The 17,670-nt window shown below is 46.2% G+C and carries 15 protein-coding genes and 5 tRNA genes; 14 read left to right on the forward strand and 6 right to left on the reverse strand.

Annotated elements, in window-relative coordinates:
* Positions 1–97: 97 nt before the first annotated feature.
* Positions 98–772, reverse strand: coding sequence for a nitroreductase family protein (locus QTP81_RS03695; protein WP_289363800.1), 675 nt, complete (start codon positions 770–772; stop codon positions 98–100).
* Between the two features lie 199 nt (positions 773–971).
* On the opposite strand from QTP81_RS03695, the gene QTP81_RS03700 reads away from it, so the two are divergent.
* The gene (locus QTP81_RS03700; protein ID WP_289363802.1) at positions 972–2,597 is read left to right on the forward strand and encodes a methyl-accepting chemotaxis protein; all 1,626 of its coding nucleotides are present in this window, start codon (positions 972–974) and stop codon (positions 2,595–2,597) included.
* A 126-nt stretch (positions 2,598–2,723) separates the two neighbouring features.
* Positions 2,724–3,623, forward strand: a complete 900-nt coding sequence (locus QTP81_RS03705) for a histone deacetylase family protein (protein WP_289363803.1) — start codon at positions 2,724–2,726, stop codon at positions 3,621–3,623.
* Here QTP81_RS03705 and QTP81_RS03710 read toward each other — a convergent pair.
* From QTP81_RS03710 to tsaA, 3 genes are all read right to left on the reverse strand, one after another.
* Positions 3,615–4,457 (reverse strand): MBL fold metallo-hydrolase, encoded by an 843-nt coding sequence (locus tag QTP81_RS03710; protein ID WP_289363804.1) that lies wholly within the window; start codon positions 4,455–4,457, stop codon positions 3,615–3,617. The two genes, QTP81_RS03705 and QTP81_RS03710, sit on opposite strands and share 9 nt — an antisense overlap.
* A gap of 17 nt (positions 4,458–4,474) precedes the next feature.
* Entirely contained in the window at positions 4,475–6,184 is a 1,710-nt protein-coding gene (locus QTP81_RS03715) for a proline--tRNA ligase (protein WP_289363805.1), read from the reverse strand.
* Positions 6,185–6,257: 73 nt separating this feature from the next.
* On the reverse strand, positions 6,258–6,977 hold the full coding sequence (tsaA, locus tag QTP81_RS03720) for a tRNA (N6-threonylcarbamoyladenosine(37)-N6)-methyltransferase TrmO (protein WP_289363806.1): 720 nt from the start codon (positions 6,975–6,977) through the stop codon (positions 6,258–6,260).
* Between the two features lie 326 nt (positions 6,978–7,303).
* Here tsaA and QTP81_RS03725 point away from each other — a divergent pair, with 326 nt between their 5' ends.
* From QTP81_RS03725 to QTP81_RS03740, 4 genes are read left to right on the forward strand one after another with little or no spacing between them, the layout of a single operon-like run.
* Positions 7,304–8,227: an ABC transporter ATP-binding protein gene (locus QTP81_RS03725; RefSeq protein ID WP_289363807.1), complete on the forward strand. Its 924-nt coding sequence runs from the start codon at positions 7,304–7,306 to the stop codon at positions 8,225–8,227.
* Positions 8,224–8,958 carry an ABC transporter permease subunit gene (locus QTP81_RS03730; protein WP_289363808.1) on the forward strand — a complete coding sequence of 245 codons (735 nt, stop codon included), beginning with the start codon at positions 8,224–8,226 and terminating at the stop codon, positions 8,956–8,958. Before QTP81_RS03725 ends, QTP81_RS03730 begins: the two co-directional genes overlap by 4 nt.
* 2 nt (positions 8,959–8,960) lie before the next feature.
* Complete coding sequence (locus tag QTP81_RS03735) at positions 8,961–10,769, forward strand: Gldg family protein (protein ID WP_289363810.1); 1,809 nt, start codon at positions 8,961–8,963, stop codon at positions 10,767–10,769.
* A 1-nt stretch (position 10,770) separates the two neighbouring features.
* Positions 10,771–11,832, forward strand: a complete 1,062-nt coding sequence (locus QTP81_RS03740; protein WP_289363811.1) for a DUF4340 domain-containing protein — start codon at positions 10,771–10,773, stop codon at positions 11,830–11,832.
* Here QTP81_RS03740 and QTP81_RS03745 read toward each other — a convergent pair.
* Positions 11,829–12,422, reverse strand: a complete 594-nt coding sequence (locus QTP81_RS03745) for a DUF1415 domain-containing protein (protein WP_289363812.1) — start codon at positions 12,420–12,422, stop codon at positions 11,829–11,831. The genes QTP81_RS03740 and QTP81_RS03745 overlap by 4 nt on opposite strands.
* Positions 12,422–13,276, reverse strand: a complete 855-nt coding sequence (gene folD, locus QTP81_RS03750) for a bifunctional methylenetetrahydrofolate dehydrogenase/methenyltetrahydrofolate cyclohydrolase FolD (protein ID WP_289363814.1) — start codon at positions 13,274–13,276, stop codon at positions 12,422–12,424. Before folD ends, QTP81_RS03745 begins: the two co-directional genes overlap by 1 nt.
* Positions 13,277–13,534: 258 nt before the next feature.
* Here folD and QTP81_RS03755 point away from each other — a divergent pair.
* From QTP81_RS03755 to clpX, 8 genes are all read left to right on the forward strand, one after another.
* Positions 13,535–13,611 (forward strand) — tRNA-Pro (locus tag QTP81_RS03755).
* Positions 13,612–13,637: 26 nt separating this feature from the next.
* Positions 13,638–13,714, forward strand: a tRNA-Arg gene (locus QTP81_RS03760).
* A gap of 72 nt (positions 13,715–13,786) precedes the next feature.
* Positions 13,787–13,862: transfer RNA gene (locus QTP81_RS03765), tRNA-His, on the forward strand.
* A gap of 5 nt (positions 13,863–13,867) precedes the next feature.
* Positions 13,868–13,952 (forward strand) — tRNA-Leu (locus QTP81_RS03770).
* Between the two features lie 20 nt (positions 13,953–13,972).
* A tRNA-Pro gene (locus QTP81_RS03775) sits at positions 13,973–14,049 on the forward strand.
* Positions 14,050–14,282: 233 nt separating this feature from the next.
* Positions 14,283–15,587, forward strand: coding sequence for a trigger factor (gene tig, locus QTP81_RS03780; protein ID WP_289363815.1), 1,305 nt, complete (start codon positions 14,283–14,285; stop codon positions 15,585–15,587).
* Between the two features lie 103 nt (positions 15,588–15,690).
* Positions 15,691–16,314: an ATP-dependent Clp endopeptidase proteolytic subunit ClpP gene (clpP, locus tag QTP81_RS03785; RefSeq protein ID WP_289363817.1), complete on the forward strand. Its 624-nt coding sequence runs from the start codon at positions 15,691–15,693 to the stop codon at positions 16,312–16,314.
* Positions 16,315–16,375: 61 nt separating this feature from the next.
* On the forward strand, positions 16,376–17,650 hold the full coding sequence (gene clpX / locus QTP81_RS03790) for an ATP-dependent protease ATP-binding subunit ClpX (protein WP_289363819.1): 1,275 nt from the start codon (positions 16,376–16,378) through the stop codon (positions 17,648–17,650).
* The last annotated feature ends 20 nt before the right edge of the window (positions 17,651–17,670 follow it).

Here is a 17,670-nt window from a genome sequence, read left to right on the forward strand (position 1 = left end):
GTCTCAATGTTTCTATGTATTAATACTTGTAGTTTGCTGTGCTAATTACGATACCACGGCATACGAGTCTGAGCTAAGCGTTCTTATCAGTCGCGAGTTAGATAAACGTTGCAATTTCATCAAGTGTTTTCTTTTGTTGCGCGTGTAGCGGTACAGTTGCATCTTCAGCGGGGTAACCCGCGATCACCAACATGTAAGGGCGTTCATCATCCGGTCGCTGACAAATCTTGGATAAAAAAGTCATCGGTTTTGGCGTATGGGTCAATGTCACTAGGCCAGAATGATGTAAAGCTGTGATAAGCATGCCGGTAGCGATGCCCACAGATTCGTGAACATAATAGTTTGTGTGTTTATCACCTGTGTTCAAGCCGCCTTTCTTTTGACTGAAAATAGCGATGAGCCACGGGGCGTGCTGCAAATAAGGTTTATTCGCATCGGTACCGAGCGGTTTTAGGGCATCTAACCATTCCTCGCCAGCGCGACCAGAATAGAAGCCGCGTTCATGCGCTTCCGCTTGATCACGGACTTGTTTTTTAACCTCTTCACTGTGAATTGCTACAAAGTGCCACGGTTGATGATTGGCGCCATTTGGCGCTGTGCCCGCAGCTTTGATACAGTTTTCAATGATTGCTCGTGGTACGGGGCGATCGCTAAAACTGCGAATACTATGACGGCGCTTAAGATCTTGGTAAAACTGCTCAGAGCGGGTGAGCATGTCGGCTTGAGAATATTCTATAAAGTCAGCTAGTGGAGTGGCGTCGTGTTGCTGCATATTGGGTATTATTTTTGATTGTTGTCATGAGGTAAGTTTTGCATATTTACCCAGCCATGAGAAGCGGTGGTATCGGTCGAAAAACAGTCGATCAAACAGCAACATAACTGAAAGTCGGGGTAGTATAGCTAAATCGTTGAATCATGTAATAAATCTGTCATCTAGATATAGTTTCATGAGGGCTCTTCAGGAGTCCTCTATGATCCAATATAAAAGCGTCACATCTTTAGTAGTAACACCGGTTTTTATCAGTTTGGTAATTATTCTTTCATTAACGTTCTTCAGTGTTAGCAAAACGTTTTCAGTCCTCAATCAGTTTTCTGAGCTTGAGAATACCGTTGTGCAAGTGGAACGCGACTTTGCGGATGTTTTGAGTGATTTTAAAACGCAAGTGCAAGAGTGGAAAAACGTATTATTGCGCGGTCATAAGCGCGACGATAGAGACAAATATTGGCAACGTTTCCAAGATAATGAGCGGTCTATCCAAATGCGCTTGAACGATTTGCGCGGCAGTGACACTTTGACACTCGAGGCGAAACAAAAAATTGATGCTTTCTTGAGCGCGCATCGCAATATGGCGACAAAATACCGCGAGGGCTACCAAGCCTTTATTGATGCCAATTACGATCCAAAGGTCGGGGATAGTTATGTTCGCGGTATAGATAGAGAGCCGGCCAAGATCCTGGGGGAGCTGGCAGAACTTACTGCGACGGAAGCCAGAGCGTCTATCGCTGAATTAAAAGCAAGTACACGGCAAACCCTATGGTGGCTGGTGATTGCTTTCCTCACTCTGACAGTTGCAACGGTCTACTACGTGGTGAAAAGACTACGGTCCCATATCATCAAGCCAGTCAAATCAATGGCTAAACAGCTTGATGCGATGGCCAAGGCTGACTACAGCGTTGAGCTTACGTATGAAAGTGAGCACGAACTTGGTGTCTTGGCAAATGCTGCTCGGGTATTGCAGCAGAAACTTCGCAATACTGTCTCTGACCTCAATGGGGCAGATGACCATATCAGTGCAGCTGCTAATACGCTGCACGATATCAGCCGAGTGCTTGATGACAGTGCCCAACAGCAAACGTCTGCCTCTGCCAGTTTAGAGCAATCAACGAACCAGCTAAGTGATTGCGCTGCTGAGTTGCGTAAAATTTCCGAGGTGGTGAGTGAAGTGTCCGCATTATCGAATCAGAAAATGGGACGCTGCGCTGCGACCTTTGAAGCAGCCAATGATGGCTTTGTACAATTGGCCGATAACGTAGCGAAGTCGGGACAAGTAGTAGAAGCACTGCAAAGCCGCAGTAGCAACATTCATGGCGTGGTGAATGTCATCAATGAAATTGCTGATCAAACCAATTTGCTCGCGTTGAACGCGGCGATAGAAGCCGCTCGTGCAGGTGAGCACGGTAGGGGCTTCGCAGTTGTTGCTGACGAAGTACGTGCATTGGCTGCAAAGACCCAACAATCGACCAAGGAAATTAATGAAATTTTAGGAGCCTTCGAACAGGAAGCGAAAGGTGCAGTGGTTGCAATGCAGACCGGTAAAGAGCTGTCGATGAGCAATGCTAAAGAAGCGCAAGAGGCGCTCAATGAACTCAATAGTGTGGTAGCTGAAGTGGCGCATACCGCCGAGGAAGCTGCCAAATTGACTCAAGTGTCCGAACGGCAAAGTGCTGTGAGTATTGATGTGGCAGCTATTTCTACACAAATTGGCTCGTTATCACAGCAAAGCCGTGAATTGGCCGCAAGGCAAGATGTCTCTGAGCATATGGCAACTGCAACATCCGCATTTAAACGCATAGTGCGATCATTAACACGTAATTAACGGCGGTGGTCGTTGGTCACTTTTTCAAAGGCATTTTTGATCCGTCGCTAGGTTGATATTTTTTCCGCACCAAAAAGCGCTTATTTGCGTATTCTATGTATAAAGTAGCCGTGCAAATGTGTAGTAATGATCCCGCTAGTCTTTCATCCCATTTATAGTCAGTTAAACTTGCCGGTACGGCATCGTTTTCCGATCGAAAAATACCAAGGGATCCGGGACAGGTTGGCACTTAATGGTGTACCAGACGATTGGTTCCATGTGCCCGAACCACTTGAGATAGGGCAACTTATTCGTGTGCTTGAACCGAATTATATAAGGGCATTAACCAGTGGAATGCTCGATCCGAAAGCAATGCGTCGGATTGGATTTCCTTGGTCCGAGCAACTTGTCGAACGCACACTAACCGCAGCGGGTGGAACAGTACTAACAGCTAAATTAGCCCTTGAGTACGGCAAGGCTCTCAATCTCACTGGCGGCTATCATCACGCGTTTGCCAACTATGGGAGCGGGTTTTGTATGGTCAATGACTTGTACTTGGCGGCATTGGAGATGCTGCAACATCCCGATGTAGACAAGGTTCTTGTGTTTGATTGCGATGTACACCAGGGTGACGGTACCGCAAAGTTAGCAGAAAATAACCCCAACGTGTTCACCGTTTCGATCCACGGCGAGAAGAACTTTCCCTATCGAAAGCAACGCTCTGATCTGGACTTTAACCTGGCCAAAGGTACGTTGGATAAAGCTTATCTAGAAGTTGTTGATGAAGCGCTACAATTAGCATTGCGCCTGAGTCGGCCGGATGCCGTTATTTACGATGCTGGCGTAGATATTCATATTGATGATGACTTGGGGCACTTACATATTTCAAGTGCTGGGGTTTTCGCTCGAGATTCACTCGTGTTTGACACTTGTGCTGCCCATAACTTGCCCGTTGCTGCTGTAATTGGTGGCGGGTATCAGCGCGATATCAACGCATTGGTTGATGTTCACATGCAATTATTCAGGGCGGCGGGGGTATTAGCCTAATTGCAGCGACTGACCTTCTGCAGAGGCGAACAACTCCAGTGGCGCGGCCGCCGCATCGATGAACAATTTGCAGTGCTCAATAATTGCGTCAACATCGTCATCTGTCCGCTCAGGGTCATGACTATAAAGTGCAAGCGTCTTACAATTACTCGCCATAGCAAGCTTGACGGCTTCTTCGGCAACTGAGTGTCCCCAACCAGACTTTGCTGGCATATCACTGAGCATATATTGCGCGTCGTGGATCAACAAATCAGCATCACGGCAAAACTCTACAAACTCAAGAAAATCACTGTTTTTCTTATAGGGAGGATAGATTTCGTTATCTGTTAAATACACCACTTTCGCAGCCTGAGTCGAAATGGCATAGGCGCAGCCGCTACCCGGATGGTTAATCAACATCCGCTTTATTTTTGCACAACCACATTGCCACTCCGATATGTCTGCGGGGCGTGGCTGCAAGTCAATCGTTGCACCAAGCGTTTCAAATGGGACCGGAAAGAGTGAGCCTTGCATTTGGTCGACTACTGCCGTTGTATTGCCATCAGAGACCAGCCCAGGGACTACTTCAATCTGTCGGCCAGGTTGGTAAATGGGAGCAAAAAATGGAAAGCCTTGAATGTGATCCCAGTGATTATGCGACAGTAAAATGGTGATAGGAGCATCGTCTGCGAGTAACTTTTTCCCTAACAGCCTGATACCCGTGCCTGCATCCAGAATGATATGCGCGCCGTCGGGTAGCAATAAATCAACGCAAGCGGTATTGCCCCCATAGCGGGTGTACTCCGCGCCAGGAGTTGGGATCGAGCCTCTCACACCATAAAACGTTACTTGCATACGACCCCTAATGATCGTTATAGCTGCTGGATGAACGCTGCTGCAGAATCAATAGCCAACAGTTGTTTCTCGCCACTACGCCGATTCTTGTACTCAACTTGCTGATTGTCAAGGTTGCGCTCACCAATCACAATACTGTGTGGTATACCTATTAGCTCCATATCAGCGAACATAACGCCTGGACGTTCTTTGCGATCGTCAAACAATACTTCAACACCCGCATCTAGCAGCGCATTATAAATGGCCTCAGCCGTTTCTTTGACTCGGTGGCTTTTGTGCATGTTCATCGGGATAAGCACAACTTTAAACGGAGCGATAGCATCTGGCCAAATTATTCCGTATTTGTCATGGTTTTGTTCAATAGCCGCTGCAACAATTCGCGATACACCTATGCCATAACAGCCCATAGTCAGGGTCTCATGTTTGCCGGTCTCTGTCAGTACACCACAACTCATGGCTTTTGAGTACTTGTCGCCGAGTTGAAAAATATGACCGACTTCAATACCACGTCGGATGTCTAAGGTACCACTACCATCCGGCGATGGGTCGCCTTTTACCACGTTGCGAACATCGGCAATAATTTCATCGCCTTGCCAGTTGGCTCCGGTAAAATGAAAACCGGTTTTATTGGCACCACAAACAAAGTCAGCCAATACTGCCGCGCTGCGATCAACGATAAGTGGAATGCTTATGTCGATTGGGCCGACGCTACCAGCCGCGCAATTCAACGCGTACTGCAACTGCTTGTCGTTAGCTAATTGCAATGGTGCAAAAATCTGTTCAAGTTTTTCTGCTTTTACTTCGTTAAGACTGTGATCGCCACGCAGTGCCACGGCTACAAGCGGAGCGTCTGGAGCATTAGGTTCTTCGGTTGCACCTACAACTACAATCGTTTTTACCGTTTGTCGTGGGTCGATACTAAAAAATTGAGCAACCTCTTCAATACTTTCAACATTCGGTGTTGCCACTTCGGTGATACTTGCCGCAGGCGTTTGGGCTTCACCGACGGTAAGGGCTTCAGCTGTTTCGATGTTGGCTGCGTAATCTGAACCCGTACTAAAGACGATGTCATCTTCGCCAGAGTCAGCAAGTACGTGGAATTCATGGCTCACACTACCGCCAATTGAACCAGAATCAGCCATCACTGGGCGATATTCCAAGCCACATCGTTCGAATATATTGCAATATGCTTGATGCATGTCTTCATACGTACGCTGTAAACAGTCTTGCGTTAAATGAAATGAATATGCATCTTTCATTGTAAATTCACGACCCCGCATGATGCCGAAGCGCGGACGCACTTCGTCGCGGAACTTGGTTTGAATTTGATAGAGATTCAAGGGCAACTGCTTGTAGCTACTTACTTCGTTGCGAACTAAAGCCGTAACAACCTCTTCATGGGTGGGACCCAAGACAAAATCGCGCTGATGGCGGTCTTTTATGCGCAACAACTCTGGGCCATACTCTTCCCATCGCTTTGATTCTTGCCACAGGTCGGCTGGTTGGACGACGGGCATGAGCACTTCAATGCCGCCTGCTTTGTTCATTTCACTGCGCACGATATCAGCCACTTTATTTAGCACTCGCAGGCCGGTTGGTAGCCAGGTGTACAAGCCCGAGGCCAATTTGCGGATTAGGCCCGCACGTAGCATTAATTGGTGGCTAATTACTTCAGCATCAGCTGGCGTTTCTTTTTGCGTTGAAAGCAGGTATTGACTGGTGCGCATGCAGGCAAATATTCCGTGATAGATTAAATAACCCGCGTATTCTAGCAGTCGCGATTTAGATGGCAAACGCTAATTAAGTAACCGCTTTAATTGCGTACACTACCGCATTGCCACTGTGCACTTGCCACTGAACATCCAAGGTATACAAACGCAGTCCATAAGACTTGCTGTCGTTAGCCAATTTTCGCTTGTAGGCGGGCCTTGGGTCTTGCGCAAGGATATCGCGAATCAAGGCATCTAGGTCTGCAAAGTGCTGTTGCCATTCGGTTAGCTGTTCAAGGGCTTGTGGCGTATATTCAACGCTGAGCAATAAGGCCGGCTTTTCAGCCGCGTAACTCGACTCAGCACTGGGCGCACTATCAGCATAGGCAATGTATGGTTTAACGTCGTAAATTGGCGTGCCAGACAACATGTCCACACCAGACACTGACAACCACAGCTGACCGTCCTCTATACCGTGATCGACGTACTTTACTTTTGACATTCCCAGATGGTTAGGTCGAAACGAGCTACGGCTGGCGAACACACCGATCTTCTGATTGCCTCCTAACCTTGGTGGGCGCACTAGAGCACTTGTTTCGCTTTGGAAGTGCTGGTGAAAACCAAAGATAAGCCACAGGTCTGAAAATTGCTCGATGCCGCGCAAGAAATCTAGGCTGTTGTAGGCGTCAGCAAAAATAATTTGACCGACAACTTGCTCAGCGACGCTTGGTTGACGGGGGATGCCGAACTTTTCTTTGAAAGGCGTTTCGATATAACCGACCGGGGATAGAGTGTGCTCAAATGCCTTCACGTTTTACCTATTGGTCTTGATATGCGGTTAGTTTATGAGGATTATGCAACATCTTGCAACAATTGGCTTTCGCATGATCACACTCACTACACATTTGCGGTGTATTCTGTATCTGTCATTTAAATTTTCTTTATGACATGTAAGTAACACGGATCCCACCCTTAGGCTTGCTTGACGCAAGCCTTTTTTTTTGAATTTTTTAATCTTTCGCTGTTGATTTAGACTTAAAAAACCCAATATTTCGCACATCAGATCCTGACATAAATAGACTGCCAAATGTCAGACGCTTTTAAAACGCAAATGTATTGAGTCAAGATAGGAAGACTATGATCTCAGTGACCCAACTAACGAAGCGATTTAAGGAGTTCACAGCTGTGAATGAATTGTCGTTTGAAATGCAGCCCGGCGATATCGTCGGCTTTCTCGGACCAAACGGTGCTGGTAAGTCTACAACAATGAAGATGCTTACCGGGTTTCTAGCCCCAACATCGGGTGAAATCCATATCGATGGTATGGACTTGGCAACTAACAGCAAAGCCATTCAAGCGAAAATTGGCTATTTACCTGAAGGTGCGCCCGCATACGGCGATATGACCGTTATTCAGTTTTTAAACTTTATTGCAAAGGTTCGCGGTATAGATAGTCAGCATCGAGATCAACGCATAGCTGACGTCGTGCAACAATTAGCGTTAGAGAAAGTACTCGATAAACCCATTGAAAATCTATCGAAAGGCTTTAAACGCCGAGTTGGGCTTGCGCAAGCGATTGTCCATGACCCGCAAATACTGATCCTTGATGAGCCGACCGATGGACTTGATCCTAACCAGAAACATCAAGTCAGAGAATTGATCCAGCACTTATCAAAGGATAAGTTAGTGATTGTTTCTACACATATTCTCGAAGAAGTCACTGCGGTATGCAATCGGGTTATCGTCATCGCCGATGGCGAGTTGCGTTTTGACGACACGCCTGAAGCATTACTCAAGCAATCAAAGTATCACCAAGCAATCACGTTACATTTGAGCTATCAAGCCGATATCTCAGGCCTCCTTGAGTTGCAAGGCGTTGCTGATATGCATGTAGATCGGGCTACGGGACGAGTCACACTATTCCCCGAGCCGGGCGCACAAATCCTACATTTAGTTACGGAATACGCGCAAGTTCGCAAACTTCCCGTAGATACACTTTATATCGAGCAAGGTCGTCTGGATGAAGTGTTCAGGACGATAACTAAGGAGCGTGTTGCATGAATGCACTAGGAATTATTGTAAAGCGAGAGTTTGCAAGCTTCTTTGCGACTCCAGTGGCGTATGTATTTATCACTATATTTCTAATGCTGAGCGGAGTCTTTACGTTTTTTATTGGCCAATTTTACGAGCGTGGCCAAGCGGATTTGTTACCGTTTTTCAATTTTCACCCGTGGTTGTATTTGTTTCTGGTACCCGCTATAGCCATGCGGAGCTGGTCTGAAGAACGCAAGTCAGGCACGATTGAACTGTTGATGACTCTACCCATTTCAGTGACACAAGCCGTGCTAGGTAAGTTTATTGCAGCATGGGCGGTATTAGGATTGGCTTTACTGCTAACCTTCCCACTTTGGGTGACGGTTAATTATCTTGGTACACCTGACAATGGCATCATACTAGCAGCGTACGTGGGAAGTTGGTTAATGGCTGGTGCGTTCTTAGCCGTTAGCTTGTGCATGTCAGCGTTGACCAAAAATCAAGTTATTGCGTTTATTTTGGCAATAGTCGTTTGTTTTTTATTCGTTCTCAGTGGTAGCCCTGTTGTATTGGATGTATTCCAAGGTTGGGCATCTGCCATGGTGATCGATACGGTAGCGAGTTTGAGCTTCCTGACGCATTTTGAGGCTATGGCCAAAGGTGTATTAGCACTCAACGATATTGGCTACTTCTTGATCGTAATAGTGACCTTTATGATTGCAAATCATATGATTATTGAGCAGAAGAAGGCGGATTAGTTATGCAAAGAGCTGTTTCATTTTCGTTGGCAACTATCCTTTTAGCTTGTTTGTTTTTCGCATTGGTATTTGTCAATAACACCGCGTTGAATTCTGTGCGATTAGATTTGACGGAAAACCAAGTCTATTCATTATCAGATGGCAGTAAAGCGGTTATTGACGAGCTCCAAGAGCCCATTAATTTATATTTTTTCTTTTCAGATTCTGCCACCAAGGGGATGACAGGTTTACGAAATTACGCAAGCCGAGTTGAAAGTTTGTTAGAAGAATATGCTAACTATGCTGATGGTAAGATTCGGTTACATGTTATTGATCCAGTGCCCTTTTCTGAATATGAGGATCAAGCAACACAATACGGTTTAACCGGTGCCGCAATTGGCCAATTGGGTGAAGCTGTATACTTTGGTCTTGCGGGGACTAATGCCGTTGATGATCAGCAAGTGATAAGTTTCTTTGATCCACAAAAAGAGAGCTTTTTAGAGTACGACCTTAGTCAATTGATTTATCAATTAACTGACAGTTCGGCGGTTCAAGTAACACTATTAACTGATTTGAATACGGTTGGAGGTCAAAATCCAATGACTGGCCAATTTGATCCGGAGATGGTTTTTTATAATCAATTGGGCCAGTTGTTCGAATTAACCACTATCTCAAGTCAGGATACCGAAGTACCGTTGGATACTGATGTGCTAATTATTGTGCACCCTCAAGGGCTCAATGAAAGCTTGCAGGCGAGTATCGAGCAATACGGATTAAACGGCGGAAGAATGCTCGTTTTTGCTGATCCACATTATGAGTCTGATCCAATGGCGCTAATGGGGGGCGTCGGGGCAAACCCATCTGACTTGCCGCTATTGGCTTCGTGGGGGATTGACTTAGATTTTTCCCAGATTGTATTGGATGCCAACCTTGGCTTAGAGGTTCGCACACCGCAAGGCGGAATTGCACGTCATTTTGGCATTCTGGGGTTTGACACTGAGGTTATCGACGCAGGTGATGTTGTCACTGCTAACCTCGACAGCATTAATGCGGCTTCGATAGGCTCTATTGAACTGTCGGAAAACGCTCAGCTGGAGCTGGTACCTTTGTTGACAACTTCAGCTAATAGCCAATTGCATGAAACCGCAACATACGCAATGACTCAGGACCCGCAGGAGCACGCACGCAATTTTGCCGCTGAAGATAAAGAGCATGTAGTCGCGGCCAGAATTACCGGTGTATCAGGCACTGATTTAGCTAAACTCAACATACTTCTTGTTGCTGATGCTGATCTACTAGCGGATCGTTTCTGGGTGCAACAGAGCAACTTTTTTGGTCAAACTATTTTTACACCATTTGCCAACAACGGTGATTTATTAATTAACGCTGTGGAAAATTTAGCGGGCAGCGATGCGTTGATCAGCGTACGTAGCCGCGGAACTTTCTCTCGTCCATTTGAGCGGGTCGAGGCACTTGAGGTTGCTGCAGAAGCTAAATTTAGAGCGCAAGAAGAGCGCCTACAGCAACAGCTAGCAGACACAGAGGCGCAACTCGCTCAATTACAAAGCCAGCAAGGTGATGGCGGCGCTTTAGTAGTTACTGAAGAGCAGCAAGCAGCGATTGATGAATTTATAGAGCAACGCATCGCGATACGCAAAGAGTTACGCGATGTTCGCTTCCAACTCGATCGCGATATCGATAAGTTAGGTAACTGGCTTAAGTTCGTCAACGTTGCTGCGGCACCCGTTCTGTTAGCGCTGCTTTTGTACTTTTTGGCTGCAATATTGCGAGCTGGTTCAGCTCGTCGGTCAATCCGTAAGGTGGTCGGCTAGTATGAGTAGAATTATCGCCCTATTGATTGCATTGAGTGTTGCCATAGGTCTTGCGCTTTGGCTGATTAGCAAAGACCGTGTTTCCGTACCTACGAATCAGCCGTTACTCAACGAGTTTACGGTTGACCTTGGCAACATAGAGCGTATTGAAATAGCCAATGCCAACGAACAATTGTTGCTTGCACAGCTCGTCGACGGGCAGTGGCGGGCCAATCACTTGCATTCACAATTGTATTTTCCAATGGATTACGATTCGCTGGTGGCTTTGATTGACAGTTTGCGAGGTGCCAAAAAGGTTGAAGCAAAGACCCAAAATCCAGCCAACTTTGCTCGCTTAGGATTACAGGATATTGCACAGCCAGATTCGCAAGCTCGATTGGTTACTCTCGCTACGCCCGACCAATCTTTTAGTTTACTTGTTGGCAATACGGCGAATAACGGCTTTGGCTCTTTTGTGCGCACACCAGAAGACACGCAAACCTGGCAATTGGATAAAGTAATACGTTTACCAGATTCGCACACCAGCTGGTTAATTAACCCTGTTAAACCACTGGATCCTAACAACGTTTTTCGCGTGGTTAGACGCGGTGAAGAAACTTGGCAAATTGTTCGCGATGAACCGCGTGAATCGGAAGACGGCGTGTCCAATGGCCGCAGTGGCCCGTTTGTATTAGCGGGTATGCGTGCTGATGAACAACTCGTATTTCCGAATGTATTGCAAAACAGCATAGCAGCAATGCTGAGTGTGCGTTTTGAGGATATTGCTGCACGAGACGAGCTGGCGTTTGACGAGTCAGGCGCAGAGCCTATCATCATTGATTTTGATACCGCTCAAGGTGCGTTGATGGTCAGCTTGTATCAGATTGAAGACCGTTATTTTGTCACTTACGATTCTGCCGCGCTGCCTTGGGTCAATGATTGGGCTTTTGTTATAACCGAGTTCAATTATCGGCAGTTTGCTAAAGGCCGCAGCGATTTCGTGGAGCCGGCTGAAGCCACCGATCAAGAGCAGAGTAATGAGCGGCAACGTTCTATCGATGAAGGCGACGCGCCAGGCAGTTAAGTGTCGTCTTCGTTGCCTTCTAATGCGCGTTGGAGGGCACGTTGAAAAAACGCTGTACCGAGCGCATGCGCATGTGCAATGTTGCGCTCGGGTATTTGTTCAGGGGCCGAGAAGGTTTTTAAGGCCCGATCAAGGCTTTCTTCTCGCAGTATATGCAAAATAGGATAGGGACTGCGGTTGGTGTAATTTGCCGGTGAATCGTTTTCTTCGCCGGCAAAGCAATAATCAGGGTGAAAAGTCGCAAGCTGCAATGTGCCGGCATAATCTCTTCTTTGCATAGCCCATTCGGCTTGCTCGACGAGAAATAGGAAATCATCAAATGAGTTAATATCGTAACTGTTTGCTCTCTCGCTTGCGCCATTTGGCGCAATGATGAATAAACTTGTTGCGATACTCGGCGTTGCCAAAACGCGCTCACATTCATTCACCAACAATGCTATCTGCTCATCGATTCTCGGCGTATCAACAACCACATAAGCAATCGATTTGGCCAATACTTCGCGTTTGGCAAACGGACAAAAATTCTCGCCGACAACGACTTTTTCCACCCAGTAACGCGTGGCTTGCTCAACGTGAGCGGCGTGCGTCATTAGGAATTGTATTTGACGTAAGCTTCTAGAGTGTTGGCAACCAAGCTAGCAACTGTCATTGGCCCAACACCACCAGGGACCGGCGTGATCCACCCAGCGACTTGCGCCGCTTTATCATACTCGACATCACCGACAAGTCGACCGTCATCCATGCGATTGATACCCACATCAATAACAATGGCTCCGGGCTTAATCCAATCACCTGGAATAAAGTTAGGTTTACCGACCGCCACAACGAGTAAGTCAGCCCGTTGAACATGAGCTTGAAGATTCTTAGTAAACTTGTGACAGGTCGTTACCGTACAACCCGCAAGCAACAGCTCCAGTGACATGGGACGACCGACAATATTCGAAGCACCGACGATGACGGCATCAAGCCCCTTGATGGGACGTTTAGTTGCTTCGATCATGGTCATGATCCCCTTCGGTGTACACGGCCGTAAAGCCGGTATCCGTTGTGCAAGGCGTCCAATGTTGTAAGGATGAAATCCGTCTACATCTTTGTGTGGATGAATACGCTCTAACACTTCCTCGGCATCGAGACCTGCGGGAAGTGGTAACTGAACTAAAATACCGTCAATGGTGTCATCTGCGTTTAAATCATCCACTAATGTGAGCAATTCATCCTGTGTTGTATTGGCAGGTAAGTCGAAATGCTTGGAAACAAAACCGACTTCATCACATGCCTTGGTTTTGTTTGCGACATAGACTTTTGACGCAGGGTCTGAACCAACTAACACCACGGCTAATCCAGGCACGCGCTTTTCGGCCTCAATTAAGGACTTAACGTAAATGGCGACATCCTTGCGGACGTGTTGGGCGATGACTTTTCCATCGATTCGGTGAGCGGGCATACAACTTCTCTAGCTAAAACCAAGACAGATAATCATGATCCCACGGAAGTGCATGCCAATTCAATCACGCAATGTGATTTTTAGTTGCAAAACACTGAGGTTAGTTTCTCCGAAGGGGGAAGTTTACGGCTGTTTTTTAGTCGCCTTGATGGCATTTTAATCAACTGCAAAATTAATGCTAAAAGTGTTTGACGATAATCGGTCAAGTCGGTAATATGCGCCCCCCGTAGAGATGCTGAATTGCATTTTTACTCGGTTCGGTGAGTGGCGCAGCTTGGTAGCGCACTTGGTTTGGGTCCAAGGGGTCGTAGGTTCGAATCCTATCTCACCGACCACTTTTAATCTTGCAGAGATTTGCTACGCGTCCGTAGCTCAGCTGGATAGAGCAACGGCCTTCTAAGCCGTGGGTCGCAGGTTCGAATCCTGCCGGACGCGCCATTTGGCGTAGCCGGTATGATTCAAATATCAGCAAGGTTAAATAGACTATAATGGTCTTAACAAATCATTATGGTGGGCGTAGCTCAGTTGGTAGAGCCCCGGATTGTGATTCCGGTTGTCGTGGGTTCAAATCCCATCGTCCACCCCATTTTTGCGGAAGTGGTGGAATTGGTAGACACGCTGGATTTAGGTTCCAGTGCTTCACGGCGTGAGAGTTCAAGTCTCTCCTTCCGCACCATCTTTACACAGTGTTATTGTCGGTGAGTGGCGCAGCTTGGTAGCGCACTTGGTTTGGGTCCAAGGGGTCGTAGGTTCGAATCCTATCTCACCGACCACTTTAATTCATTTTTTTGATTCCGATCGCTCTAACTAATCGTCGATTAATAACAATATCGATGCAGCAGAGTTTTTTACTCGACTCTACAATTTCCTGCCTGTATACTACCGCGTCTTTTTTTAACCGACGCCAAACGCAGCGCCACATAACAAAAGGTGGTGGGGCTTAATTGGCTCACACTAAACATCTGATTAGAGAGCGCGTCAACCGGCGCAAAGTTGAGGTAATATAATGCAAGTTTCTGTTGAGACGACTGAAGGTTTACAACGCCGTCTTACTATCACTGTTCCCGCTGATGCAATCGACAGTGCAGTTAAATCACGCCTACAACAATTGGCGAAAACACAACGTATTAACGGTTTCCGTCCAGGCAAAGTACCTGTTTCAGTAATCAAGAAGCGCTACGGAACTGCAGTGCGTCAAGAAGTTGCAACAGATGTAATGCAGCGTAATTTTTACGAAGCCATTATGCAGGAAAAAATCACGCCTGCAGGTTATCCATCATTTGAATTAAAAAATGATAAAGACGGCGAAGACTTTTCGTTTGTAGCTTCTTTTGAAGTGTATCCAGAAATCGAAGTTAAAGATGTCGACAAAATGAAAATCGAGAAGCCGGTGGTTGAGATCGAAGACAAAGATCTCGATAACATGATGGTTACGCTTCAGAAGCAGCACGCTGAATGGAAAGAAGTTAAGCGCAAAGCTAAGAAAGATGACCGCGTAGTTATTGATTTTGTTGGTTCAATTGACGGTGAAGAGTTCGAAGGCGGTAAAGCTGAAGACTTCACGTTAGAGCTCGGTAAAGATCGCATGATCCCTGGCTTTGAGAAAGACTTGGTCGGTGCGAAAAAAGGCGAAGAGTTTGTTACTGAAGTAAGCTTCCCTGAAGACTATCACGCCGAAGCGCTTAAAGGTAAAGCTGCCAGCTTTGCTATCAGCGTGAAGAAAGTAGAAGGTCAAGCATTACCTAAAGTCGACGATGAGTTTGCCAAGTTATTTGGTGTTGAAGAAGGTGGTGTAGATGCATTGCGCGATGAAGTGCGCAAAAACATGCAGCGCGAACTCGATCAGACGCTTAAGGCACAACTTAAAGAAAATGTAATCGCGGCTTTGCTTGAGAAAAACGAAATTGATTTGCCTCAAGCATTAGTTGACCAAGAAGTAAATGCCTTGCGCGAGCAAGCAAAACAACGCTTTGAGCAACAAGGTCAAGGTCAGAATTTGCCAGAGCTACCGGCTGATTTGTTCATGGATAACGCTAAGCGCCGCGTTTCTGTTGGCTTATTGTTGGGCGAAATCATTAAACAGCAAGAACTTCAGGTGGAAGCAGAGCGCGTTGATGCGTTGATCGAATCAATGGCTTCTGCGTATGAAGATCCAACAGAAGTTGTTGAGTACTACAAGGCGAACGAAGAACTAATGCAACAAATGAACAATGTTGCGCTAGAAGAACAAGCAATTGAATGGATTGCTGCAAATGCTAAAACCAAAGAGGTTAAAAAGGCATTTGACGAGATCATGAACAAACAAGCTTAATCGCGTCGTCTTTGATTGACTTTTATAGTCAGCTACTGATTAAATGCTCGGAACTTTCCGAGCATTTTTTTTTCTTCATTATAAATAATAAGGTCTCTTCGACATGAATAACACTTTTGATCCGACCAACGCTTTAGTTCCAATGGTAGTTGAGCAAACGTCCAAAGGTGAGCGCTCGTATGATATTTATTCGCGCTTGTTAAAGGAGAACGTGATTTTCCTTGTTGGTCAGGTTGAAGATCACATGGCTAATCTCATCGTGGCACAAATGTTGTTTTTAGAAGCAGAAAACCCAGAGAAAGATATATATCTTTATATCAACTCTCCAGGTGGTTCGGTCACTGCAGGTATGGCTATTTATGATACGATGAACTTTATTAAGCCAGACGTCAGCACAGTGTGTGTAGGCCAAGCGGCGAGTATGGGCGCATTCTTGCTATCAGGCGGAGCAAAAGGCAAGCGCTATTGTTTGCCAAACTCGCGAGTGATGATTCACCAGCCGTTGGGCGGATTTCAAGGTCAAGCGTCAGATTTTGAAATTCATGCCAAAGAAATCTTGTCTATTAAAGAGAAGATGAATCGGTTGATGGCCGAGCACACGGGCCAACCTTATGAAAAGGTTGCTCAAGATACCGATCGCGATAACTTTTTAAGTGCGACGGAAGCCATGGAATATGGTTTAATTGACAAAGTATTGTCTAGTCGAGATGAAGCGTTAAACGGTTAATCGACTAGACTAGTTAGTGAGTAAGCAGATTTACTCTAAGAAGCACAGAGGCAATCGATAAATGACAGACAAGCAAAACGGTGATAGTGATAATAAATTACTGTACTGCTCATTTTGTGGAAAGAGCCAACACGAAGTTCGCAAACTGATTGCGGGTCCTTCAGTTTTTATTTGCGACGAATGTGTTGAATTATGCAATGACATTATTCGCGAAGAGATTAAAGAAATAGCGCCTAAGCAGGAACAAGATTCGCTGCCGAAACCGCATGAAATACACGCTCATCTCGACGATTACGTTATTGGTCAAGAACACGCCAAAAAGGTGTTGTCGGTAGCGGTTTACAATCACTACAAGCGTTTGCGAAATGGCGATGTACACGACGGTGTTGAGCTGGGTAAAAGTAACATTTTGCTGATTGGTCCAACGGGCAGTGGTAAAACGTTACTTGCGGAAACCTTGGCGCGTTTGCTTGATGTCCCTTTTACAATGGCAGATGCAACCACATTAACCGAAGCCGGTTACGTGGGAGAAGACGTAGAAAATATCATCCAGAAGCTGTTACAGAAATGCGATTATGACGTAGAAAAGGCCCAACGCGGGATTGTCTATATCGATGAAATCGACAAAATCTCACGTAAGTCTGACAATCCATCTATTACCCGTGATGTGTCAGGTGAGGGTGTTCAGCAAGCATTATTAAAGTTGATCGAAGGAACCATTGCATCAGTGCCACCGCAAGGCGGACGCAAGCATCCCCAGCAAGAGTTTTTACAGGTTGATACCTCAAAGATCCTGTTTATTTGTGGTGGAGCATTCGCTGGACTTGATAAAGTCATCGAACAGCGCGCCCACACTGGCACGGGTATTGGCTTCGGTGCCAAAGTTAAAGATTCGGATGATAAGAAAAAACTCACCGAGTTGTTCCGTAAAGTCGAGCCGGAAGATTTAGTCAAATATGGCTTAATTCCTGAGTTTATCGGTCGTCTTCCGGTTGTTACTAGCTTGGAAGAGTTAAACGAAGAAGCGCTTATCCAAATACTGCGCGAACCGAAAAATGCGATTACAAAACAGTATGCAGCACTGTTCGCCATTGAAGACACAGAGCTCGAATTTCGCGATGATGCTTTGCATGCGATTGCCGGTAAAGCGATGCAGCGGAAAACAGGCGCACGGGGTTTGCGTTCGATAGTGGAAGCCGTGTTACTCGATACCATGTACGACTTACCTTCAATGAATGATGTCAGTAAAGTTGTTATAGACGAATCAGTCATCAAGGGGGAGTCCAAGCCCATCTTGATATACGATTCGCAAGATAAAAAAGCAGCATCTGAGTAACACTCAAATATGAAAGGCCC

It is taken from the genome of Neoalteromonas arenosi (assembly GCF_030362855.1).
GTDB classification, from domain to species: Bacteria; Pseudomonadota; Gammaproteobacteria; order Enterobacterales; family Alteromonadaceae; genus Alteromonas_E; species Alteromonas_E arenosi.